The organism is Isoptericola sp. NPDC055881, assembly GCF_053615895.1.
The window spans coordinates 1-21092 of record NZ_JBSHCR010000071.1 but is presented as its reverse complement, the minus strand read 5'-3'; the positions used below and the strand labels follow the sequence as shown (position 1 = coordinate 21092).

Genomic DNA, 21092 nt, shown 5'->3' with positions numbered 1-21092 from the left:
GGAATTCCCGAGGGAATTCCCGCCACTTTCGTACCCACAGCGGGTGCCGGGGTCGGCTCAGCTCGCCGCCGCACGCACCAGCGCGGCAAACCGCTCCTCGAACGCCGGGGTCCAGTCGAGCACGGCGAACGCGGTGGGCCAGAAGTCGCCGTCGTCGAGGTTCGCCGCGGGGTCGAAGCCGATCGTCGCGTAGCGGGTCTTGAACTTCGCCGCGGGCTGCATGAACACGACCATCTTGCCGGCGTCGTTCGCGAAGCCCGGCATGCCGTAGTACGTCTTCGGCACGAGCTGGGGCGCGACGTCGCCGACCACGCGGTACATGCCCTCGGCGATGTCCCGGTCCGTGCCCTCCAGCGGCTCGATCGCCGCCCGGACGGACTTCTCGCCCGCGGCGCGGTTCTTGCCGGCCTTCTCCTGCTCGCGCAGCTCCTTCGCGCGCTGCTTGACGGCGGCGCGCTCGTCGGCGCTCAGTCCCTCGGACGTGGTCATGGTGTACCTCCCGGCTCGTGGTGGGCGCCGTGCGCGCCGACGTCTCCCAGGCTAGGGAGGCGGGGCGCGGCGGCGCTTCTTCGTTCCTGACCACTCCTCGACCTCCTGCGGCACGACGACGCCCCGCCGCCTTCGGTGAGGCGGCGGGGCGTCGTGCGGCGGGCCGGCGTCGGCGACCGGCCCGCACCGGGGTGTCAGGGCCCGGTGTGCTCCGGCTCGTTGTCGGGCGAGCCCTCCAGGTACGGCTGCACGTGCCGCGCGTACCGCTCGCCGACGGTGCGCGCCGTGGCGTGCGGGTGGTCGGCCCAGATCTGCTCGTTGAAGATCTCGGTCTCGACGTCGCCGGTGTAGCCCGCCTCGGCCACCCAGCGCGAGATCGTCGGGAAGTCGACGTACCCGTCGCCCACGTGGCCGCGCGAGTTGAGCGGGTCGGCGGCGAGCGGCAGGTTCCAGTCGCACACCTGGTAGCCCGCGATGCGGCCCTCGGCCCCGGCCCGCGCGATCGACGAGCGCAGCTGCGGGTCCCACCACACGTGGTAGGTGTCGACGACCACGCCCACGGTCTGGGGCGCGAACGGCGCGGCGAGGTCGAGCGCCTGCCCCAGCGTGGAGATCACCGCGCGGTCGGCGGCGAACATCGGGTGCAGCGCCTCGAGCACGATGCGCACGTCGTGCTCGGCCGCGAACGGCGCCAGCTCGGCGATGCGGTCGGCGACGCGGGCGCGGGCGGCGACGACGTCGCGGTCGCCCGGCCCGGCGTCGCGCCGGGGGCCCTGGCCGGGCGTGCTGAGGGCAGGCAGGCCGCCCACGACGAACACCAGCTCGCGCGTCCCGACCCCCGCCGCCTCCTCGATGGCGCGCCTGTTGTCGTCCAGCGCGGCGGCGATGCCCGCGTCGTCGGCAGCGGTGAGGAAGCCGCCGCGGCACAGGGACGAGACCCGCAGGCCGGCGTCCGTGACGATCCGCGCGGCCTTGTCCGCGCCGTGCTCCTGCACCTGGTGGCGCCACAGGCCCACGGCACCGAGGCCTGCAGCCGCCGCGGCGTCGACCGCCTCGGCGAGGGTGGCGTGCTTGACCGTCGCGGTGTTGAGGGAGCAGCGGCTCAGGTCGGCGGCGCTCATGCCGTCACCCCGTGCGTGGTCAGGAGGGCGTCGAGGCGGCGGGCGGCCAGCGCCGGGTCGAGCAGCAGGCCGCACCCGTCGGCGAGGCGGGCCAGCTCGACCAGGTGCGCGAGCGACCGGCCGGACTGCAGGCCGCCGACCAGCTGGAAGCCGGGCTGGAACCCGTTCAGCCAGGACAGGAACGCCACGCCCGTCTTGTAGTAGTAGGTCGGCGCGGCGAAGATGTGCCGCCCCAGCTTCTCCGTCGACGCGAGGATCGCGTGCCCGCGGGCCGCGCCGTCGGGGTCGCCCGCCGCGCCGGCGTCGAACGCCTGCAGCGCCGTGGACGCCGCCGGGTAGATCGCCGCGAAGATGCCGAGCAGGGCGTCGGAGTGGCCGTGCTCGTCGCCCGCGATCAGCTCGGGGTAGTTGAAGTCGTCGCCGGTGTAGAGCCGGACGGGCGAGCCGTCGAGCGCGGCGAGCGCACGACGCAGCCCGATCTCGTGGCCGGCGTCGAGCAGCGAGACCTTGACGCCGTCGACCTTGTCCTGGTGCGCCGTGATGACGTCGAGGAAGGTGGCCGTGGCCGAGGCGACGTCGTCGGACCCCCAGTAGCCCGCGAGGGCCGGGTCGAACATCGTGCCCAGCCAGTGCAGGACGACGGGCCGGTCCGCCTCGGCGAGGACGGCGTCGTAGACGCGGGCGTAGTCCTCGGGGGAGCGGGCCGCCCGCGCCAGGGCGCGGGAGGCCATGACGATCACCTGCGCGCCGGCGTCCTGCACGACGTGCACCTGCTCGCGGTACGCGTCGACGACGGCGGCGAGCGCGGCAGGGTCGCCGGGCTCCCACGTCGCGACCTGGGCGGGGTCGAGCTGGTCGGTGCCCGCGCCGCAGGCGATGCGCGCCCCGACGGAGGCCGCCTCCGCGGAGGACCGGCGCACGAGCTCCTGCGTGGCCGCCCAGTCGAGGCCCATGCCGCGCTGCGCGGTGTCCATGGCGTCGGCGACGCCCAGGCCGTGCTCCCAGATGCGGTGGCGGTACGCGAGCGTCGCGTCCCAGTCGACGACGGCGGGCGCGCCGGGCACGTTCTCCGCGCCGACCTGGGGCACGACGTGCGCGGCGGCGAACGCGACGCGCGAGGTGATCGGCCCGGTGGGCGTGGTCCACGGACCGGGCGCGTGCAGCTCGCGCACCTCGGTGCCGGTGGCGCGCCCGGAGGCGTCGAACCGGGGCAGGCGCACGGTGACGCCGCTGGTCGCCAGCTCGGGCGCCGGCGCGGGTCGGAGGGCGGGCGTCGTCGTCACAGCGTGATCTCCGGGACGTCGAGGCGGCGACCCTCGGCCGAGGAGCGCAGCCCCAGCTCGGCGAGCTGCACGCCGCGCGCGGCCGACAGCAGGTCGAAGCGGTGCGGGCGCCCGGCGACGACGTCGCGCAGGAACTCCTCCCACTGCAGCTTGAAGCCGTTGTCGAGGTCGGCGTTGGCGGGCACCTCGAGCCACTGGTCGCGGAACGGCTCCGTGACGGGCAGGTCCGGGTTCCACACCGGCTTCGGGGTGTGCGCCCGCTGCTGCGCGACGCACTTGCGCAGGCCCGCGACGGCGGAGCCGTGCGTCCCGTCCACCTGGAACTCCACGAGCTCGTCGCGGTACACGCGCACGGCCCACGAGGAGTTGATCTGCGCGACGACGGGGTCGCCGCCCGGCGTCTCGATCTCGAAGATGCCGTAGGCGGCGTCGTCGGCGGTGGCGGCGTACTCGCGGCCCTGCTCGTCCCAGCGGGTGGGGATGTGCGTGGTGGTCTGGGCGTTGACGGTCCGGACCGCGCCGAGGATGCCCTCGAGGACGTAGTTCCAGTGGCAGAACATGTCCGTGGTCATGCCGCCGCCGTCCTCCTTGCGGTAGTTCCACGACGGGCGCTGGGCGGCCTGGTGCTCGCCCTCGAACACCCAGTAGCCGAACTCGCCGCGCAGCGACAGGATGCGGCCGAAGAAGCCCTCGTCGACGAGCCGGCGCAGCTTGACCAGGCCCGGCAGGTACAGCTTGTCGTGCACGACGCCCGCGGTGACGCCGGTCTCCTCGCGCAGGCGGGCGAGCTCGACGGCCTCCGCGAGCGTCTCGGCGGTCGGCTTCTCGGTGTAGACGTGCTTGCCGGCCTGCATCGCCTTGGTGAGGGTCTTGGCGCGCAGCGAGGTCATGGACGCGTCGAAGACGATGTCCGTGGCGGGCTCCGCGATGATCCCGTCGAGGTCGGTGGTGTACTGCTCGACGCCGTGCAGCGCGGCCAGCTCGGCGAGCCTGGACTCGTTGCGTCCCACGAGGACGGGCTCCACCTGGACGCGCGAGCCGTCGGGCAGCTCGACGCCGCCCTGCTCGCGGATCGGCAGGATGGAGCGCACGAGGTGCTGGCGGTAGCCCATGCGGCCCGTGACGCCGTTCATCGCGATGCGCAGGGTGCGCGTGGGTGTGCTCACTCAGGACTCCTTCGTCGTCGGCGCGGGCGGCGCCGGGGCGGTTGCACGGACCCGATGCCGAGCGGCAGGGGAATGCGCTTTCCCGATCACGGTAAGGTGTGTGCGGCGAGCGCGTCAAGGCGTCTCGCCCCGACAGAGCAGGAGGACCACGTGGCACGAGCGAGGCTGCAGGACGTCGCGGACCGCGCGGGGGTCTCCCTCGCGACGGCGTCGCGGGTGCTCAACGGGTCGGCGCGACAGCCCGGCGCGGAGCTGGTCGCCCGGGTCCGGGCGGCGGCGGCCGAGCTGGGCTATGTGGTGAACGCCCAGGCCCAGGCGCTGGCGCGCGCCCGGTCAGGGCTCCTCGGCCTCGTGGTGCAGGACATCTCGGACCCCTACTTCTCCTCCATCGCCGCGGGCGCGCAGGCGGCGGCGCGCGAGAGCGGACGCCTCGTCCTGCTCGCCTCGACCGGGCGGGACCCCGAGGCCGAGCGGGAGGCGGTCGCCGCGTTCGCGGCGCACCGCGTGGACGCCGTGGTCGTCGCCGGCACGCGGTGGACGCCCGACGAGGACGCGGCCCTCGCCGCCGAGCTCGACGCGTTCGTCACCGCCGGCGGGCGGTCCGTCATCGTCGGCCAGCCCGTGGGCGACGGGTCCGTGGTGCGGCCGCCGAACGCGGCCGGCGCGCGCGCCCTCGCGGAGGCGTTGCTCGCCCAGGGGCAGCGGCGCTTCGTGGTGCTCGGCGGCCCGGCGCGGGTCGTGACGTCGCGCGAGCGCACGGACGCGTTCACCGCGGCGGCGCGCGCCGGGGGTGGCACCGTCGGGGAGGTCCTCACCGCGGAGTTCTCCCGCGACGGCGGCTACGCGGCCGGCGACGACGTCGCCGAGCTCGTCCGCGACGACGCGTCCGGCGGCGAGCCGCTGTGCGTCTTCGCCGTCACCGACGTGATGGCGATCGGCCTGATCGCCCGCCTGCGCGAGCTCGGCGTCGAGGTGCCGCGCGACGTGCGCGTCGCCGGGTTCGACGACGTCCCCACGCTGCGCGACCACGCGCCCGCCCTGTCGACCGTCCGCATCCCGCTCGAGGAGATGGGCAGCCTCGCCGTGCGCGCCGCCGTCGGCGAGGCCGCGCCCGGAGCCGTCACCGAGGTCGACTTCGAGGTGCGGCTGCGCGACTCGACGCGCTGACACCGGGCCGGGTCGGGGCGGCGTCAGCCGCGGGCGAGCGTCAGCCCCAGCCCGCGGTGGGCGCGCTCGACCGTGGCCGCGTACGACGACAGCATCCGCACGTGGCTGAATCGGGGCCGCGCCCCGACGAGCGCCGCCGCGAGGCTGTCGCGACGGGCGGCGGCCTCGACCCAGGCCGCCGCGATCTCTGCCGGGTCGAAGCCGGTCACCAGACCGATGCCGTCCACGATCCGCGCGCTGTCGCCGACCGGCGTCGACACGGGCACCGCGCCACACATCGCACCCTCGATGAGGCACAGCGGGGCGGCCTCGCCGAACGCCGACGTGAGCGCCACGACGTCCGACGCAGCCAGCACCTGCTCCATGTCGTGCCGCACGCCCAGCAGGTGCACGCGGCCGAGCAGGTCGGGCCGGTCGGCGAACGCGAGCGCCAGGTCGGCCGTCAGCTCCGGGTTGGTCGGGCTCATGCCCGCCCCGCACATCACGACGTGCGCGTCGTCGTCGCGCCCGAGCAGCTCGCGCGCCGCCGCCACGAACAGGCGCGGGTTCTTCATCGCGTCGTAGCGCGCCGCGTACGTCACGACCACGCCGTCGACCGGGAGGCGGTGCGCCCCGCGCAAAGCGAGGCGGCGTGCCGCGGGCACGGGGCGGAAGCGCGTCAGGTCGACGCCGTTCGGGATCACCCGCAGCAGGTGCGCCGGCACCCCGGCCGCCTCGTACGCGGCGCGCGTCGACTCCGCGCAGCACACGACGGCCGCGAGCCGTCCGTCGTCCGCGGCGGCCAGCAGGTGCCCGAGCCCGGACCCCTGGTTCTGCGGGTCGGACCGGTGCAGGCACGCGACGACGGGTCGGTCGGGGAGCACGTCGGGACGGGAGAACAGGCGCAGCGGCTGCTCCTTGAGGGAGAGCACGACGTCCGTGCCCCGCAGCTCGCGGGCCAGGATCTCGGCCTCCGCGTCCGTGAGGACCTCCGGGTCGTGCGGCACCTCGGTGGACCGGCCGAGCGACGTCACGCGCACGCCCGCCGCCGTCAGCCGCCGGTACCGGGGGTCGTCCACCATGCGCTGGCGGGCGGACTCGCGCCGCACCTCGGCGTGGATGCTGAGCACGGCGTGCCGCTGGCGGCCCTGACCGTGCAGGCCGGCCACCACCGACGAGTGCAGCACCCGCGCGCCACCGCTGAAGAATCCCTCGTAGAGGGACAGGACTCGAAGAGCTCCGCGCTCGGCCATCTGGACCACCTCCTGCCCTCAGCGTGAGCGGCGATGGTGTGGAGCCGATGACCGGCGTGTGACATTCTCATGACGTCACGGCGCCGTCGCGATGGACATGCCTTGGTCTCTAGTGCCGCGCTTCCCACGGGTCGAGGAGTCGGACGCCCAGGGGTGCGAAATGCTTGACGTTCCGGGTCACCACGACCATGCCGTGTGCCTCGGCGGTCGCGGCGATGAGCGCATCGTCGGCGGGAGCGCCCTCCGGGACGGGGTAGCGCCCGAAGATCCGTGCGGCACGGACGTCGTAGGGCAGGACCCGGTGGGTGGTCGCGAAGGTGGGCAGCACCTGGGCCTCGAACCATTCCCGCAGGATCGCGCCCTGCTTCTGGTCTTCCCGCTCCTTGACCCGGATCCCCTGTTCGATCTCCCCGAGGGTGAAAGCCGTCGTGAACTGGTCGACTAGCGGGACGCTCCTGACCCATGCCTCCACCGCCGGAGCCCTGCCAGGCACCCGCAAGGCGGAGATGACGTTCGTGTCCAGCACGTACATCAGAAGTCGACCTCGCGAACGCCGACTCGGGTGGCAGGCGGGTCCCAGTCGAAGTCGGCCTCCGGACGTCGGTCGGCGAGAAGCTCGACGAGGCTCGCGGGCTGCTCGGAGAGGGCGGCGCTGAGGATCGCGCGTGCCTCCGCCTCGACCGATCGATGGTTGCGCTCGGCGCGCGCCCGCAGGCTGGCCTTGGTGCCGTCGGGAAGGCTTCGGATCAACACCTGTTCCATCGAGCGTCCTCCTCTAGTGATATCGCCTCTATGATAGCAGCGATTCTGTGGCCATCCTCACGGGCATGCCGGGGTGGGACCTCCTGGCCCCTGGGCGGGACCGTTCGCACCGCTGGCCACGTGGTTCCGTTTGCTCTTCCTGATCGTGGTCATCGGGTCCGTTGTCGCCCTGGCAGTGCGTGGTAGGCGTCGATGGCGAGGCCGCCGTGCGTGGGCTGCCGATGTATTGACCGTCGCATGTCTGCTTCCGGCGGTGATGCTCGGGGCCATCGCGGAGCAACAGATGCCTGTCGTCGAGCGCGATCTTGCGACTCAACCCGTGTGCACACAGCTCAACGGAAGCGAACATGCCACCTTGTATGTCGATCCGGCGCACAGCGCCTCCTTCAGGGCTGATGGCTTCGGGTCGCTGGCCGCTACCGGTTGCTCAGCGATGTCGTTCCCGGTCTCTGGTCGACTGGGAGGTTGATGAGCGCCTGGCCACGTTCCAGGTCTACCGAGACCCCCGGGTCTGTCCCGGGTGCCTGCGTGATCTCCAGGCGCTTGTACTCGAGGTCCTCGCGAGTATGGGTGCGTGAGGGTTGGAAGACCTCGATGAGTTCACCGAGTGCAACGACGCCGCCGCTGGGCCCCTGTGGGGGCCACGGGGTGCGGGGACGTAGCGAGGCGATGAGGCCGCCGACGCCGGCGAGAGCGATCCCGCCCACGATGAACAGCGCGAGTATGAGGAGGTCGCCGAACGCAGGGGTTGCGTCGAGGTCGGCGTGCGAAATCTGCAAGGCCCCAAAGTCCTGCTCCACCATTTTCGCCCGTCTCTCACCAACCTGAAGCGTGGAGCGCGCCGGGGGCCTGTCGGAGGCCGGTGGCACGGTGGGCTCATGGCCACCGAGCCGGCGTCGCCCACGTCCGTCGCGCTGCTGCGCGGCCTCAACGTGGGCGGCCACCACCAGGTCGCGATGCCGGACCTCGTCGCCTGCCTCGAGGGCGCCGGCCTCGGCGTCGTGCGCACCGTGCAGGGCAGCGGCAACGTCCTGCTCGCCGCGCACCCGGCGAGCGGGCCGGAGCTGGAGGCGACGATCGAGGCGGCGCTCGCGGACCGGTTCGGCTTCGCCGTCCCCACGCTGGTCCGCTCGCGCGACGAGCTCTCGGCCACCGTCGAGGCCGCGCCGCCCGACCATGGCTCCGACACCCTGCGCAGCGACGTCTACTTCCTCAAGGCGCCGCTCACCGCGCGGGAGGTCCTGGACGTGATGCCCGAGCTGCGCGACGGCGTCGACGCCGTCGCGCCCGGGCCGGGCGCCGTCTACTTCTCCCGTGTCGCCGCGCAGGCGCGACGGACGCGGATCCAGCGACTCATGGCCCTCCCCGTCTTCCAGCAGATGACCGTGCGGACCTGGCGCACCACCACCCGGCTCCTGGAGCTGCTCGACGAACCCCTACCGTTACCGCGCCGCGACCCCTAGGGTCACGGCAGCGGCGCGGTCGGCGTGCCGACGGGCCGGCAGGAAGAGGACGACGTGGCGCAGGAGACCAGCGGCGGGAACGCCGTGCTCGACCCGGGTGCGCGTGAGGCGGTCAGCGGTCTGACGCCGTCGTCCGCCGCGGCGCTGGCGATCTGCGGGATCGCGGTGCTGTACTTCCCGCCGCTCGCGCTGCTGGGCGCCGTCGGGACCGGCATCGTCGGCCGGCGTCGGCCGTGGGTCGTCGCGGCCGCCGTCGTCGTCGTCGCGTGGGCACTGCTGCGCTGGGCCGCCCTGGTCTTCCTCCGCTGACGCCCCGGGCCGTCAGTCGATGCAGAACTCGTTGCCCTCGACGTCCTGCATCGTGATGCAGGACTCCTCCTCGCCGTCGGCGTACTGCGTGTACAGGTAGACCGCGCCGAGCGGCTCCAGGCGCGCCTGCTCGGCGCGCAGGGCGGCGAGGCGCTCGTCGCCGACCAGGCCCGTGCCCACCCGCACGTCCAGGTGCACGCGGTTCTTCACGACCTTGCCCTCGGGCACGCGCTGGAAGTACAGCCGCGGGCCCACGCCCGTGGGGTCGACGGCGGCGCATGTCACGCCGGCGGGCAGCTCGTACCCCAGCACCTCGCACCAGAAGCGGGCGACGCGCTCCGGGTCCGCGCAGTCGAAGGTGACCTGGAACTGCTTGACGGGCGACATCGCCCCACCGTAGCGCCGCGGACGTCGTCGGGCCGAGGCTGCTCCGAGCTATGCCGCGAGAAGGGTGCGGATGTCCCGCTCCGCCTGCGCGGGCGACACCGCGCGGCAGCCGAGCCCCACCCAGCGGCGCACGAGCGCGGGCTCGGCGCGCAGCAGTCCCCAGCCACGGCGCACCAGGGTCGGCACCGGCTTGCGGGCCTCCGCGACGTCGCGCAGGAAGCGGAACCAGAACGTCATCAGGCGCGGCCGGGCGAGGCAGATCGCGTCGGCGAGGATGCCCTCGCGGCGGCAGGCCGCGACCAGCTCGGCGGCGAAGATGCCCTCCGCCACGACGACCGGCGCCTCCGCCGTCTCCAGGACGGTCGTGCCCGTGCGGCGGGACGTCGGGATGTCGTAGACGGGCACCTCGGCGCGGCCCGTCGCGACGACGTCGCGCAGCGCGTCGAGGGCCGCCTCGCGGTCCCAGCTGGCCGGGTCGTCCCAGTCGACGATGCCGAACCGCATCGGCATGCCGGGGTGGTCGAGGTCGCGGTAGAAGTCGTCGAGGTTGACCACCGGCAGGCCGAGCCGGCGGGTGAGCGCCGTCTTGCCCGAGCCCGACGGCCCCGTGAGCAGCACGATCCGGCGGACAGGCCGACGTGCGCCCTCCGGCACGTCGAAGAGGGCGTCGGACGGAGGCTCGGGCGTCGGCCCGTCGGCCCGCGGCGCGCTGTCGGTCACGGGAAACCATTGTGCGGCCTCGGCGGCGGCCGCACGATCCCGGCGCGTGCGGACGTGGGGGAGGGGTGACGCCCGAAACGTCCTCGCGAGGCCGGCTCGGCCTCTTGCGAAAACGTTATCGACATCGTTATCTTGCAGCGTCGGACCTGTCCGACGTCTGACCCGAGCCATAGAAGTCTCGATCGGAGAGGAACAACGATGTCCCATTCCCCCCACCGCAGGTGCGCCGCCGCCGTCGTGGCGTCGGCCGTCACCGTCCTGGCCCTGGCCGCCCCGGCGGCGCAGGCCGCGCGGCCCGAACCCACGCTGCGCTCCGCGGCGCCGCACGACCTCGAGATCGGCAGCGCCGTGTGGGGCCAGCGGGAGCTGCTCGACTACGACCGCAAGCACCCGAGCACCTTCCAGCAGATCCTCGGCGACGAGTTCGGCTCGGTCACCCCCGAGAACGACATGAAGTGGGCCGAGATCCATCCCGAGCCGGGCGTCTACGACTTCTCCGGCGCGGACGCCGTCGTCGCCTTCGCACGGGCCCACGGCCAGGAGGTCCGCGGGCACACGCTGTTGTGGCACAGCCAGAACCCGGAGTGGGTCACCGAGGCGAGCAAGAGCTGGACCTGCGACGAGGCGCGCGACGTCCTCGAGGACCACGTGCGCACCGTCGTCGGCCGCTACGCGGGCGAGATCTACGAGTGGGACGTGATCAACGAGGTCATGCAGGACGACTGGGACGCCGGCGGCGTGCGGCTGCGCACCGAGGCGAACCCGTTCCTCAAGGCCTGTGCGCAGGACCCGGTCGGCCTGATCGGTGACGTCTTCCGGTGGGCGCACGAGGCCGACCCCGAGGCGCTGCTCTTCATGAACGACTACAACGCCGAGGGGATCAACGCCAAGACCGACGCGTACTACGAGCTGGCGAAGGAGCTGCTCGCCGACGGGGCTCCGCTGCAGGGCTTCGGTGCGCAGAGCCACCTGAGCCTCCAGTACGGCTTCGACGACTCGATGCGGGCCAACTTCGAACGGTTCGCCGACCTGGGGCTGAAGGTGGCCGTCACCGAGGCCGACGTCCGCATGCCCCTCGGCGACGACGGCGAGCCGACCGCCGAGCAGGTCGCGCTCCAGACGGACCGGTACGACCGGCTGCTCCAGGCATGCCTCGACGTCGCCGCCTGCACCAGCTTCACGGTCTGGGGCTTCGACGACGGGCGGTCGTGGGTGCCCGGCGTCTTCCCGGAGGGCTACGCCACGATCATGACCGAGGACTTCGCGAAGAAGCCGGCGTACCAGGCGCTGCTCTCGGGCCTCACCGACGCCACGCCGGGGACCTCGCCGCGCACCCCGCCGGGCCGGAACGGCTGAGCGGATCAGTCCAGCAGGAGGACGTGCAGGGTCCGCGGGCCGTGCACGCCCTCCACGCGGTCCAGCTCGATGTCCGACGTCGCGGACGGGCCGGAGATCCACGTCAGGGGGCGGTCCGGGTGCTCGCCGAGCAGCCGGACCGCCTCCGGCACCGTCTGCACGGCCTGGTCGGCCCGCACGACGCACAGGTGCACGTCGGGGACCAGCGAGATCGCGCGCCGGCCCTGGTCGGGCTCGCCGTCGAGCACGATCGTGCCCGTCTCGGAGACGGCGACCCGGGCGGCGGTGACGACGGCGGCCACGGCGTCGAGGTCCGTCGGGGCGAGCGGCTGCTCGCGCGAGTCGCGCACGACCTGGACGTCCGCGGGCAGCGCCGCCAGCCATGCGTCGTCGAGCCCGCTCGGCGCCACGACCCGCAGCGAGCTGTCAGAACCACGTGGCGCTCCACCCTCACCTGGTCCTGACAGCTCAGGGCCCGGAGAGTTGTCAGAACCAGGAGCGGCCATACCGTCACGTGGTTCTGACAGCTCGGCGACGAGGGTGGCGATCGTGGTGGGCAGGTCGGCGGCGGAGACGCGGTGCACGTGCGCCTTGTAGTCCACCAGCCGGTCGACGAGCTGCTCCAGCACCTCGGGCGAGCCGGCGTCGTGCTCCCCGGCGGCGCGGTAGGCGCGCGGCACCGGCTCGGGGCGAGGCGGGGTTCCGACCTTGCCCGACGGCGTCGTGCCCGACCCGCTCTGCCCCAGCGCCGCCCGCACTCGCGCCAGGACCTCGGTGCGTGCCTCGCTCATCGCGAGCCCTCCTCGTTCTCGTGCTCGGCCTGCCACCACTGCCGGAACGTCTGCCGCGGCGGGGCGGGCAGGTCGCGCGACCGGGTCCACCCGTACGCCGGCGGCGGCGCCACGGAGAGGGCGTGGTCGCGGCCACCCAGCCCGGAGCCCAGCGTCGCGGCACGTCCCGCGAGCGCGAACCGGTCGCCGTCGGCCATCACCCACGACGCGGCCTTCATGGCCGTGCGCCACGGGTCGACGCCGCGCGACGACCGGTCGGCGTCCACCTCCCGGGCGCGCAGGTCCACCAGGATCGACGGGATGTCGATCTTCACCGGGCACACCTCGTAGCAGGCTCCGCACAGGGACGACGCGTACGGCAGCGAGGCGTTCGGGTCGTGGTGCCCGGACACGCCGCCGGACGAGGCGGTGAGCTGCGGGGTGAGGATGGCGCCGATCGGGCCCGGGTAGACGGAGCCGTAGGCGTGGCCGCCCACCCGCTCGTAGACGGGGCACACGTTCAGGCAGGCGGAGCAGCGGATGCAGTGCAGCGCGGACCGCCCCACCTCGTCGGCGAGGACGTCGGTGCGGCCGTTGTCGAGCAGCACCAGGTGGAACTCCTGGGGGCCGTCGCCCGGCGTCACGCCCGTCCACAGGGACGTGTACGGGTTCATCCGCTCGCCGGTCGAGGAGCGGGGGAGCAGCTGGAGGAACACCTCGAGGTCGTCGAAGGTGGGCACCAGCTTCTCGATGCCCATGACCGTCACCAGCGTGTCGGGCAGCGTGAGGCACATGCGCCCGTTGCCCTCGGACTCCACGACGGCGAGCGTGCCGGTGTCCGCGACGGCGAAGTTCGCCCCGCTCACCGCGACCTTCGCCGACAGGAACTTGCGGCGCAGGTGTGCGCGGGCGGCCATCGCGAGCTCGCGCGGTACGTCCGACAGGTCGGGCGGGGCGTCGCCCATGCGGGCGAGGAAGATGTCGCGGATCTCGGACCGGTTGCGGTGTATCGCGGGCACCAGGATGTGCGAGGGCATGTCGTCGGCGAGCTGCACGATGAGCTCGGCCAGGTCCGTCTCGATCGCGGCGATGCCCTCCTCGGCGAGCGCCTCGTTGAGCCCGATCTCCTGGGTGGCCATCGACTTGACCTTGACCACCTCGTCGGCACCCTTGGACCGTGCGATGTCGGCGACGATCCGGTTCGCCTCGGCCGCGTCGCGCGCCCAGTGCACGACGCCGCCGCGAGCGGTCACGTTCTCCTCGAGCGTGGCCAGCAGGTCGGGCAGCTGCGCCATGACCTGCTGCTTGAGCGCGGAGCCGGCGTCGCGCAGCGCCTCCCAGTCCGGCACCTCGTCGACGACGGCGGCACGCTTGGCGCGGATCACCTGGGTCGCGTGGCCCAGGTTGCGGCGCAGCTGGTCGTTCGCCAGCGTCTGCTTCGCCGCGGCGGGGAAGTCCTGACCCCAGCGCAGCGGCTCCTGCGGGTGCGGGACGGGGCCGAACGGCTCGTCCGTGGTGGTGGCGGGTCGCGGTCGGGGAAGGCCGAGGAACGTCTGGCTCATCGCGCCACCCCCGAGCCCGTGCGCGCGGCGGCGTCCCGGCCGGGCCGGGTGAACGTCGTCTCCGGCAACGGCGTCGGCTCCTCGCGGGTGGAGGCGAGCACCTCCGCCAGGTGCAGCGCACGGATCCCCGTGCCCTGGCGGGAGAGGCCGCCGCCGATGTGCATCAGGCACGACATGTCGCCGGCGGTGAGCACCTCGGCGCCGGTGCCGCGCACGTGCGCCGTCTTGTCCTCGAGCATCGCGGCCGACGTGTCCGCGTTCTTCAGCGCGAACGTGCCGCCGAACCCGCAGCACGTGTCGGCCGCGGGCAGCTCCACCAGGTCGATCGCGTCGACGGCGCGCAGCAGCCGCAGCGGCTTGTCGCCCACGTGCAGCATCCGCAGCGAGTGGCAGGTGGGGTGGTAGGTCACGCGGTGCGGGAACCACGCGCCGACGTCGGTGAGGCCGAGCACGTCGACCAGCAGCTCGGACAGCTCGTACGTCTTCGCGGACACCGCCTCCGCGGTGGCGGCCAGGTCGTCGAGACCGGCACGCCGGCACACCATCGCCTGCTGGTGCCGCACCGACCCGGTGCACGAGCCGGACGGCATGACGACGGCGTCCCACTCGCCGTCCGCCACCGGCGCGAAGGTCTCCACGTGGTTGCGGATCACCGGCACCGCCTCGCGGAAGTAGCCGGTGTTGACGTGCATCTGTCCGCAGCACGCCTGGTCGGTGGGGAACACGACCTCGTGGCCGAGCCGCTCCAGCAGGCGCACCGTCGCGCGCGGGGCTCCGGGGAACAGGGTGTCGGCGAGACAGGTGGCGGCGAGGGCGATGCGCATACGACTCCTCGGTACTCCTTCGGCGCCGCAGCGATGCGGCGGTCGGCTCGGTCCAGCAGGTTCAGGATGGCGCGGGCAGGGCGGCGGCGCACGGAGGTCGGCACCGCGCGGCCACTGTAGCCGATGTGGTCAGACCATTGTCGCCATGGTCGTTACGCTGGGCCCGTGCGCACCCATGAACGAGTCCTCGCCCACCTCGAGGAAGGCATCGCCGCCGGCCGGTGGGGCCTCGGCGAGCGGCTGCCCGGCGAGCGAGCGCTCGCGGAGGACCTCGGCGTCTCCCGGCCGTCGGTGCGCGAGGCGATCCGCGTGCTCGACGCCCTCGGCATCGTGCGCCCCGGCGTCGGCTCCGGCCCGAACGCGGGCGCCGTCGTCATCGACCGCCCCGCCGCGGGCCTGGGTGCGGCGGTCCGGCTGCACGTCGCGACCGGGACGCTGCCCGTGCGGGACGTCGTCGCCACGCGGGTGCTGCTCGAGTCGTGGGCCGTGGCGCAGGCCGCGGAGCGGGTCGTCGACCATGCGCCGGGCACGGCCGCGCACCTGGAGGAGGCGCGTCGGCTGCTCGCACGGATGGAGGACGACGACGTCCCTGCGGCCGAGTTCCTCGAGCTCGACCAGGCGTTCCACCTGGAGTTCGTCCGCATGGCCGGCAACGTCCTCGTCGAGGCGGTCATGACCGGACTGCGCGGCGCGATCGGCGGCTACGTCGCCGTCGGCATCGAGCGGCTGCCGTCGTGGCCGCGCACCGCGGCCCGGCTGCGCACCGAGCACCGGACCGTGCTGGACGCCGTCGCCGCCGGTGACGGCGCGGCGGCCGCCTCCGCCGTCCGCGCCCACATCGAGGGCTTCTCCCGCGAGGCAGGCGTCTGACGCCTCGCCGAGGTAGTCCCGGTCCTGCCGAGGTAGTTACGCAGCTGCCGAGGTAGTCGAGGTCCTGCCGAGGTAGTCGAGGTCCTGCCGAGGTAGTCCCGGTCCCGCCGAGGTAGTTGCGGTCTTGCCGAGGTAGTTGCAGGAATGCCGAGGTAGTCCCGGTGCTGCCGAGGTAGTTGCGCCGTTGCCGAGGTAGTCAAGATCGCGCTGAGGTAGTCGCGATCAGGCTCAGTCATCGCGGCTCGAGAACTACCTCAGCAAGACCCTGACTACCTCGCCGTGCCTGGTGCTACCTCGCCGTGCCTGGTGCTACCTCGCCGTGCCTGGTGCTACCTCGCCGTGCCTGGTGCTAACTCGGCATTCCTGGTACTACCTCGCCGTGCCTGGAACTACCTCGGCGGAGGGGGCAGGGGTTGTGGCGTCTCCCGGTGGCGGGCATCATGGTGCCGCACTTCTCCTTGAATCCATTCAACCTCGACGCCGACGGCGGCGGTCGAGGGCGGCTCGACGACGAGACCCCGAGGTGAGCATTCGTGCCAGAACGATCACGACCACTGCGTCCATCGATGGAAAGCGCTAACCCGACCCCCCGGCGACGAGGGGCCCTCCCTGCCCGGCGCACGCTCGCCGCGGGGGTCGCGACCGCGGGGCTGATCCTCGCCGGTCTGCCCGCGGTCACGACGGCAGCCGCCGCCGACACCGCGGCCCCGACGTCCGTCCGCGTCGCCCGCGCCGTCGACGGCGCGCTGTCGATGCGCTGGAACGAGGTGGCCGGCGCCACGGGCTACGTGCTGACGCGCAGCGACTCCGTCGACGGCGAGTACACCGAGGTCGCGCGCACCGACGCGCGCACCGTGTACGCCACCGACGACGTGGACACGACGACGGTGCACTACTACCGGGCGCAGGCGATCGGCGCCGACGGCACCCTCTCGGCGCCGTCCGCCGCCACGGTGGGCTCGCTCGTCGGGGACGGCGTCGCGGACCCGACCGTCCCCGAGGGCGGCCTCGTCCTGGACTTCGGGCCCGGCGCGGTCGCCGGCGGCGCGACGGCCGTCGACGCCACCACCGCCTACACGGCGAAGCACCGGCTCGGCTTCGTCGACCCGTCCGCCGTCACCGGCACCGACCGGGGCGGCTCCGACGCGCTGCGCTCCGACTTCGTCACCGTGGGCGACACGGAGCTCGTCGTCGACGTGCCGAACGGCGACTACACCGTGGACCTCGTCGCGGGCGACGCCCAGGGCGCCACCGACATCGCGGTCACCGCGGAGCAGATGGCCAAGGTCCAGGCCACGAAGAAGGCCGCGGGCGAGTTCCTCGAGATGAGCTTCGACATCGCCGTCGTCGACGGCCAGCTCAACCTCGAGCTCTCCGGCACCGCGGCGAACCTCGCGGGCCTGACGATCACGCGCCAGGCGCCGCGCGAGGCCGCGAAGGAGCCCACGGCCTACGTCACGGGCGACTCCACCGTGCAGACCTACACCGACGGCTACGCGCCGCAGGCGGGCTGGGGTCAGATGCTGGAGCGGTTCCTGTCCGACGACGTCGCCGTGGACAACCAGGCGATCGGCGGCCGCTCGTCGAAGAACTTCATCAGCCAGGGCCGCCTCGACACGGTGCTGCGCGAGATCCGCCCGGGCGACTACCTGTTCGTCCAGTTCGGCCACAACGACGCGAGCTACGGCGTCGACGACCGGTACGCGGCCCCCGCGGACTACCGCAACTACCTGCGGGCCTACGTCGACGGCGCGAAGCAGCGCGGCGCCACGCCGATCCTCGTCACCCCGGTGTCGCGGCGCAGCTTCGACGCCACGGGGCAGGCGAACGTGTCCTTCCCCGAGTACGTGGAGCAGGTGCGCCAGCTCGCCGAGGAGACGGGGACGCCGCTGGTCGACCTGTCGGCGTCCAGCCGCGCCTACCTCACCGACATCGGCCCGGAGGCGGCGAAGTCCGTCTTCCTGTGGGTGCCCGCGGGCGTGTACGCCGGGCGGCCGAACGGCACGCAGGACGACACCCACTTCCAGACCTACGGCGCCATCCAGATGGCGCGGCTCGTCGCGCAGGACGTCAAGAAGCTCGACCTCCCCCTCGCCGACGACGTCGTCGACGCGGAGCCGCCGGCCGAGGTGCCCGCACGGCCCGCGGGCGTCGTGGCCGGCAGCGTGTCCAGCTCGAGCGCGCGCCTGCGCTGGACCGCCGTCGACGGCGCGGACATCTACAAGGTGCAGGTCAAGCGGGCGGACGCCGCGGACGACGCGTACACGCTGGCGACGACGTCGACCATCGCGCAGGCGGACGTCACGGGCCTCGAGCAGGGCACGGCCTACGACGTGCGGGTGGTCGCCGTGAACGGCAAGGGCGACTCCGAGCCGTCCCAGGCCGTGCGCGTCACGACGAAGGCGCCGGTCTACCGGTTCGACATGCAGCTCGCCGGGAACGTGACCCAGGACGGGTACCTGCCCGTCGACCCGACCACCACGTACACGGCCGCACGCGGCTACGGGTTCACCGGCGCGGTGCCGGGCGGGCGAGACCGCGGCGACAGCTTCGACCCGAAGCCGAGCGCCCTGCTGCGCGACTTCCTCCTGCCCGGCAAGAGCACGCCGTTCGCCGTCGACGTCCCGAACGGGACGTACGCGGTCACGGTCCACTGGGGCGACCTGATCGGGACGGCGAAGCTGGGCACCACGCTGGAGGGCAAGGACTACGGTTCGTCCAACGCGGGCAAGGGCAGCCTCTCGACCAAGGTGATCCAGCCGGTGGTCGTCACCGACGGGCGGCTCGACGTCGTCGCGGACGGCTGGCTCAACGGGCTCGAGATCACGCCGCTGCTGTACGCGCCGACGAAGCTCGTGGCCGACGACGTCCAGGTCGACGGCACCGACGTCGCGGTCTCGCTCAGCTGGGAGGCCGCGAAGGACGCGGCCGGGTACCGGGTGTACCGGCAGGCCGAGGGCGCGGACGCGCCCGAGGCGCTCGGCGAGCCGACCGGCGCGTCGTTCGTCGACACGACGGCCGACGTCGGGCTCACCTACACCTACACGGTGGTCGCGCTCGACGCGGCGGGCACCGAGTCCGTGCCGTCGAACGCGGTGGAGCTGGTGACGGTCGACCCGGACGTCGCGAAGGCCGCGGTGCCCACGGGTCTCGCCGTCGGCGACGTGGCGAAGCACTCGGTCGCGCTGAGCTGGGACGAGGTCGACGGAGCGCTCTTCTACCAGGTGTACCGGGCCGCGCCCGGGAAGGACCTCACCCTGCTGGCGCGGGCGTCCGAGCCGTCCTACACGGACTCCGACGTCCTCACCACGGTCGGCTACACGTACGCCGTCGCGTCCGTGAACGCGGGCGGCGTGTCCGACCGCTCCGCCACGGTCACCTCTCCGGCGCCGACGAGGCTCGCCCGCCAGGCCGAGCGTCTCGACCGGTCGCCGGTCGCGGTCGCGACGGGCGACGACGGTGCTGACGGCGTGTACGTCGGCTGGCGGGTGCTGGGCGACGACCCGGACGACGTGGCGTTCCACGTCTACCGGGACGGCACGCGGATCACGGACCAGCCGCTGACCGGCGCGAGCAACCTCGTGGACCCGGACGGCACGGCAGGCTCGACCTACCGGGTCGCCACGGTGCGCGACGGCATCGAGCGCTGGGCCACGCCGGAGTTCTCCGTGTGGGACGACCAGACGCTCGACGTCCCGCTGGACAAGCCGGCCGACGCGTACACCAAGGACGGCCAGCCGTACTCCTACCGCGCCAACGACGTCTCCGTGGGGGACGTGGACGGCGACGGCCGGTACGAGCTCGTCGTGAAGTGGGACCCGACCAACTCGCAGGACAACTCGAAGGGCGGGTACACGGGCAACGTCTACCTCGACGCCTACGAGCTGGACGGCACGAAGCTGTGGCGCATCGACCTCGGCAAGAACATCCGGGCCGGGGCGCACTACACGCAGTTCCAGGTGTTCGACTACGACGGCGACGGCCGCGCCGAGGTCATGACCAGGACCGCCGACGGCACCGTCGACGGGGCGGGCGTGACGATCGGCGACGCGCGCGCCGACTACCGCAACTCCTCGGGGTACGTGCTCGACGGCCCGGAGTTCCTCACCGTCTTCGACGGCGAGACGGGCGCCGCCGTCGACACGGTCGACTACACGCCCGCGCGCGGCGACGTCAGCTCGTGGGGTGACGGGTACGGCAACCGGGTCGACCGGTTCCTCGCGGCGACCGCGTACCTCGACGGCGAGCACCCGAGCGCGGTCTTCGCCCGCGGCTACTACACGCGCGCCGTGCTCGTCGCGTACGACTTCGACGGCTCGAAGCTCTCGAAGCGGTGGGTGTTCGACTCCGACGAGCAGGGCGACCAGTACCGCGGGCAGGGGAACCACAACCTCACCGCGGCCGACGTCGACGGCGACCAGAAGGACGAGATCGTCTACGGCTCCATGACGATCGACGACGACGGCGAGGCGCTCTACAACACCGGGCTCGGGCACGGGGACGCGCTGCACGTCTCCGACTTCGACCCGTCCCGGCCCGGCCTCGAGGTCTTCGCGGCCCACGAGGACATGGGGAAGTCGGGCAACACCGGGGCGACGTTCCGGGACGCCGCCACCGGCGAGGTCCTGTGGTCCATCCCGGCCACGAAGGACACCGGCCGTGCCGCGATGGGCGACATCGACCCGCGGTACGACGGCGCGGAGGGCTGGGCCGTCGGCGGGGACGCCGCGTGGAACTCGCGCACCGGCCAGCTGCGCTCGGCCTCGGGCGAGCTGATCTCCTCGACGATCCCGGCGGCCAACTTCCTCACGCTCTGGGACGGTGACCTCCTGGCCGAGATCACCGACCACGACTGGGACGAGGCGACCCGCACCGGCGTGCCGACCATCTCCAAGTGGGACTACGAGAACGCCAAGGAGGTGGAGCTCTACCGGGCCTCCGGGACCCTGTCGAACAACGACACGAAGGGCACCCCGGCCCTGCAGGCCGACCTGTTCGGTGACTGGCGCGAGGAGATCGTGACCCGGACCGCCGACTCGACGGCGCTGCGGATCGCCACCACGACGATCCCGACCGAGCACCGGCTGCGGACCCTGATGTCCGACTCGCAGTACCGGCAGTCGGTCGCCTGGCAGAACACCGCCTACAACCAGCCCCCGCACACGTCGTACTTCCTCGGCGAGGGGATGGACACGCCGGCGGCGCCGCGCCTGGCCTTCACGACCGACGCCCCCGCCGCCGAGCGGGTGCCCGGTCCGGCCACGGCCGAGCCCGGCACGCCCACGGTGACGATCGACGCGTCGCAGCGCGTCGCGCTGCTGCGGGGGGCCGGCACGGCGACGTTCCACGTCACCCTGGGCCGGGGCCAGAACGGTGAGAGCGTCACCCTGCTGCAGGACGGCGACGTCGTCGCCGAGCAGGAGCTCGTCGACGCGACGCCCGCACGTCAGCGGGCCGACCTCACGGTGGAGGGCATCACCGCCGGCAAGCACCGGTACGTGGCCGTCCTCACCAACCGGTTCGGCGAGACGCGGAGCCAGCCCCTCACGCTGGTCGCGCGCGACCGGCGCTGACGCGCGTCGGCCACCCGCCCGTCCCGTGGGACTGTCTC

At 73.2% G+C, this 21092-nt stretch carries 19 protein-coding genes; 6 read left to right on the top strand and 13 right to left on the bottom strand.

Annotated elements, in window-relative coordinates; genetic code table 11:
• Nucleotides 1–57: 57 nt before the first annotated feature.
• The 4 genes from ACWGKI_RS17535 to ACWGKI_RS17520 form a co-directional block, all read right to left on the bottom strand.
• Nucleotides 58–489 carry a hypothetical protein gene (locus ACWGKI_RS17535; protein WP_452188678.1) on the bottom strand — a complete coding sequence of 144 codons (432 nt, stop codon included), beginning with the start codon at nt 487–489 and terminating at the stop codon, nt 58–60.
• A 194-nt stretch (nt 490–683) separates the two neighbouring features.
• A complete protein-coding gene (locus ACWGKI_RS17530) occupies nt 684–1610 on the bottom strand; it encodes a sugar phosphate isomerase/epimerase family protein (RefSeq protein ID WP_452188676.1) in 927 nt (308 codons plus the stop codon).
• Nucleotides 1607–2824, bottom strand: a complete 1218-nt coding sequence (locus ACWGKI_RS17525; protein WP_452188682.1) for a dihydrodipicolinate synthase family protein — start codon at nt 2822–2824, stop codon at nt 1607–1609. Before ACWGKI_RS17525 ends, ACWGKI_RS17530 begins: the two co-directional genes overlap by 4 nt.
• A gap of 65 nt (nt 2825–2889) precedes the next feature.
• Nucleotides 2890–4026 carry a Gfo/Idh/MocA family protein gene (locus tag ACWGKI_RS17520; RefSeq protein ID WP_452188680.1) on the bottom strand — a complete coding sequence of 379 codons (1137 nt, stop codon included), beginning with the start codon at nt 4024–4026 and terminating at the stop codon, nt 2890–2892.
• Between the two features lie 183 nt (nt 4027–4209).
• Between ACWGKI_RS17520 and ACWGKI_RS17515 the strand changes: the two genes are divergently transcribed.
• Complete coding sequence (locus ACWGKI_RS17515; RefSeq protein ID WP_380243656.1) at nt 4210–5226, top strand: LacI family DNA-binding transcriptional regulator; 1017 nt, start codon at nt 4210–4212, stop codon at nt 5224–5226.
• Nucleotides 5227–5249: 23 nt separating this feature from the next.
• Here ACWGKI_RS17515 and ACWGKI_RS17510 read toward each other — a convergent pair whose 3' ends face one another.
• From ACWGKI_RS17510 to ACWGKI_RS17495, 4 genes are all read right to left on the bottom strand, one after another.
• Nucleotides 5250–6458 carry a glycosyltransferase gene (locus ACWGKI_RS17510; RefSeq protein ID WP_452188674.1) on the bottom strand — a complete coding sequence of 403 codons (1209 nt, stop codon included), beginning with the start codon at nt 6456–6458 and terminating at the stop codon, nt 5250–5252.
• A 109-nt stretch (nt 6459–6567) separates the two neighbouring features.
• Nucleotides 6568–6990 (bottom strand): PIN domain-containing protein, encoded by a 423-nt coding sequence (locus tag ACWGKI_RS17505; protein ID WP_452188673.1) that lies wholly within the window; start codon nt 6988–6990, stop codon nt 6568–6570.
• Nucleotides 6990–7220: a FitA-like ribbon-helix-helix domain-containing protein gene (locus tag ACWGKI_RS17500; RefSeq protein WP_380243659.1), complete on the bottom strand. Its 231-nt coding sequence runs from the start codon at nt 7218–7220 to the stop codon at nt 6990–6992. Before ACWGKI_RS17500 ends, ACWGKI_RS17505 begins: the two co-directional genes overlap by 1 nt.
• 416 nt (nt 7221–7636) lie before the next feature.
• Complete coding sequence (locus ACWGKI_RS17495) at nt 7637–8023, bottom strand: hypothetical protein (RefSeq protein WP_452188671.1); 387 nt, start codon at nt 8021–8023, stop codon at nt 7637–7639.
• Between the two features lie 75 nt (nt 8024–8098).
• Between ACWGKI_RS17495 and ACWGKI_RS17490 the strand changes: the two genes are divergently transcribed.
• Both ACWGKI_RS17490 and ACWGKI_RS17485 read left to right on the top strand, forming a co-directional pair.
• Nucleotides 8099–8683, top strand: coding sequence for a DUF1697 domain-containing protein (locus tag ACWGKI_RS17490; protein WP_380243661.1), 585 nt, complete (start codon nt 8099–8101; stop codon nt 8681–8683).
• 54 nt (nt 8684–8737) lie between these two features.
• Nucleotides 8738–8992 (top strand): hypothetical protein, encoded by a 255-nt coding sequence (locus ACWGKI_RS17485; protein WP_452188669.1) that lies wholly within the window; start codon nt 8738–8740, stop codon nt 8990–8992.
• A gap of 12 nt (nt 8993–9004) precedes the next feature.
• Here ACWGKI_RS17485 and ACWGKI_RS17480 read toward each other — a convergent pair whose 3' ends face one another.
• Together ACWGKI_RS17480 and ACWGKI_RS17475 are read right to left on the bottom strand one after the other, a co-directional pair.
• Complete coding sequence (locus ACWGKI_RS17480) at nt 9005–9379, bottom strand: VOC family protein (RefSeq protein WP_380243663.1); 375 nt, start codon at nt 9377–9379, stop codon at nt 9005–9007.
• A gap of 48 nt (nt 9380–9427) precedes the next feature.
• The gene (locus tag ACWGKI_RS17475) at nt 9428–10099 is read right to left on the bottom strand and encodes a uridine kinase family protein (RefSeq protein WP_452188667.1); all 672 of its coding nucleotides are present in this window, start codon (nt 10097–10099) and stop codon (nt 9428–9430) included.
• A 198-nt stretch (nt 10100–10297) separates the two neighbouring features.
• Here ACWGKI_RS17475 and ACWGKI_RS17470 point away from each other — a divergent pair, with 198 nt between their 5' ends.
• Nucleotides 10298–11455 (top strand): endo-1,4-beta-xylanase, encoded by a 1158-nt coding sequence (locus tag ACWGKI_RS17470; protein WP_452188665.1) that lies wholly within the window; start codon nt 10298–10300, stop codon nt 11453–11455.
• A gap of 5 nt (nt 11456–11460) precedes the next feature.
• Here the strand turns inward: ACWGKI_RS17470 and ACWGKI_RS17465 are convergent, their stop codons facing one another.
• The 3 genes from ACWGKI_RS17465 to ACWGKI_RS17455 are packed head-to-tail and all read right to left on the bottom strand — an operon-like array spanning nt 11461 to nt 14611.
• Nucleotides 11461–12246, bottom strand: a complete 786-nt coding sequence (locus ACWGKI_RS17465) for a LutC/YkgG family protein (RefSeq protein WP_452188663.1) — start codon at nt 12244–12246, stop codon at nt 11461–11463.
• Nucleotides 12243–13787 (bottom strand): LutB/LldF family L-lactate oxidation iron-sulfur protein, encoded by a 1545-nt coding sequence (locus ACWGKI_RS17460; protein ID WP_452188661.1) that lies wholly within the window; start codon nt 13785–13787, stop codon nt 12243–12245. Before ACWGKI_RS17460 ends, ACWGKI_RS17465 begins: the two co-directional genes overlap by 4 nt.
• The gene (locus ACWGKI_RS17455) at nt 13784–14611 is read right to left on the bottom strand and encodes a (Fe-S)-binding protein (RefSeq protein ID WP_452188659.1); all 828 of its coding nucleotides are present in this window, start codon (nt 14609–14611) and stop codon (nt 13784–13786) included. Before ACWGKI_RS17455 ends, ACWGKI_RS17460 begins: the two co-directional genes overlap by 4 nt.
• A 165-nt stretch (nt 14612–14776) precedes the next feature.
• Here ACWGKI_RS17455 and ACWGKI_RS17450 point away from each other — a divergent pair, with 165 nt between their 5' ends.
• Both ACWGKI_RS17450 and ACWGKI_RS17445 read left to right on the top strand, forming a co-directional pair.
• The gene (locus ACWGKI_RS17450) at nt 14777–15481 is read left to right on the top strand and encodes a FadR/GntR family transcriptional regulator (protein WP_452188657.1); all 705 of its coding nucleotides are present in this window, start codon (nt 14777–14779) and stop codon (nt 15479–15481) included.
• A 566-nt stretch (nt 15482–16047) separates the two neighbouring features.
• A complete protein-coding gene (locus tag ACWGKI_RS17445; protein ID WP_452188656.1) occupies nt 16048–21054 on the top strand; it encodes a rhamnogalacturonan lyase family protein in 5007 nt (1668 codons plus the stop codon).
• Nucleotides 21055–21092: the final 38 nt, after the last annotated feature.

Bases quoted from the DNA above. Each gene is read 5' to 3' on its own strand.
- ACWGKI_RS17535 (WP_452188678.1), bottom strand. From the start codon at position 489: ATGACCACGTCCGAGGGACTGAGCGCCGACGAGCGCGCCGCCGTCAAG.
- ACWGKI_RS17530 (WP_452188676.1), bottom strand. From the start codon at position 1,610: ATGAGCGCCGCCGACCTGAGCCGCTGCTCCCTCAACACCGCGACGGTC.
- ACWGKI_RS17520 (WP_452188680.1), bottom strand. From the start codon at position 4,026: ATGAACGGCGTCACGGGCCGCATGGGCTACCGCCAGCACCTCGTGCGC.
- ACWGKI_RS17510 (WP_452188674.1), bottom strand. From the start codon at position 6,458: ATGGCCGAGCGCGGAGCTCTTCGAGTCCTGTCCCTCTACGAGGGATTC.
- ACWGKI_RS17505 (WP_452188673.1), bottom strand. From the start codon at position 6,990: ATGTACGTGCTGGACACGAACGTCATCTCCGCCTTGCGGGTGCCTGGC.
- ACWGKI_RS17500 (WP_380243659.1), bottom strand. From the start codon at position 7,220: ATGGAACAGGTGTTGATCCGAAGCCTTCCCGACGGCACCAAGGCCAGC.
- ACWGKI_RS17495 (WP_452188671.1), bottom strand. From the start codon at position 8,023: ATGGTGGAGCAGGACTTTGGGGCCTTGCAGATTTCGCACGCCGACCTC.
- ACWGKI_RS17490 (WP_380243661.1), top strand. From the start codon at position 8,099: ATGGCCACCGAGCCGGCGTCGCCCACGTCCGTCGCGCTGCTGCGCGGC.
- ACWGKI_RS17480 (WP_380243663.1), bottom strand. From the start codon at position 9,379: ATGTCGCCCGTCAAGCAGTTCCAGGTCACCTTCGACTGCGCGGACCCG.
- ACWGKI_RS17470 (WP_452188665.1), top strand. From the start codon at position 10,298: ATGTCCCATTCCCCCCACCGCAGGTGCGCCGCCGCCGTCGTGGCGTCG.
- ACWGKI_RS17465 (WP_452188663.1), bottom strand. From the start codon at position 12,246: ATGAGCGAGGCACGCACCGAGGTCCTGGCGCGAGTGCGGGCGGCGCTG.
- ACWGKI_RS17460 (WP_452188661.1), bottom strand. From the start codon at position 13,787: ATGAGCCAGACGTTCCTCGGCCTTCCCCGACCGCGACCCGCCACCACC.
- ACWGKI_RS17455 (WP_452188659.1), bottom strand. From the start codon at position 14,611: ATGCGCATCGCCCTCGCCGCCACCTGTCTCGCCGACACCCTGTTCCCC.
- ACWGKI_RS17445 (WP_452188656.1), top strand. From the start codon at position 16,048: ATGGAAAGCGCTAACCCGACCCCCCGGCGACGAGGGGCCCTCCCTGCC.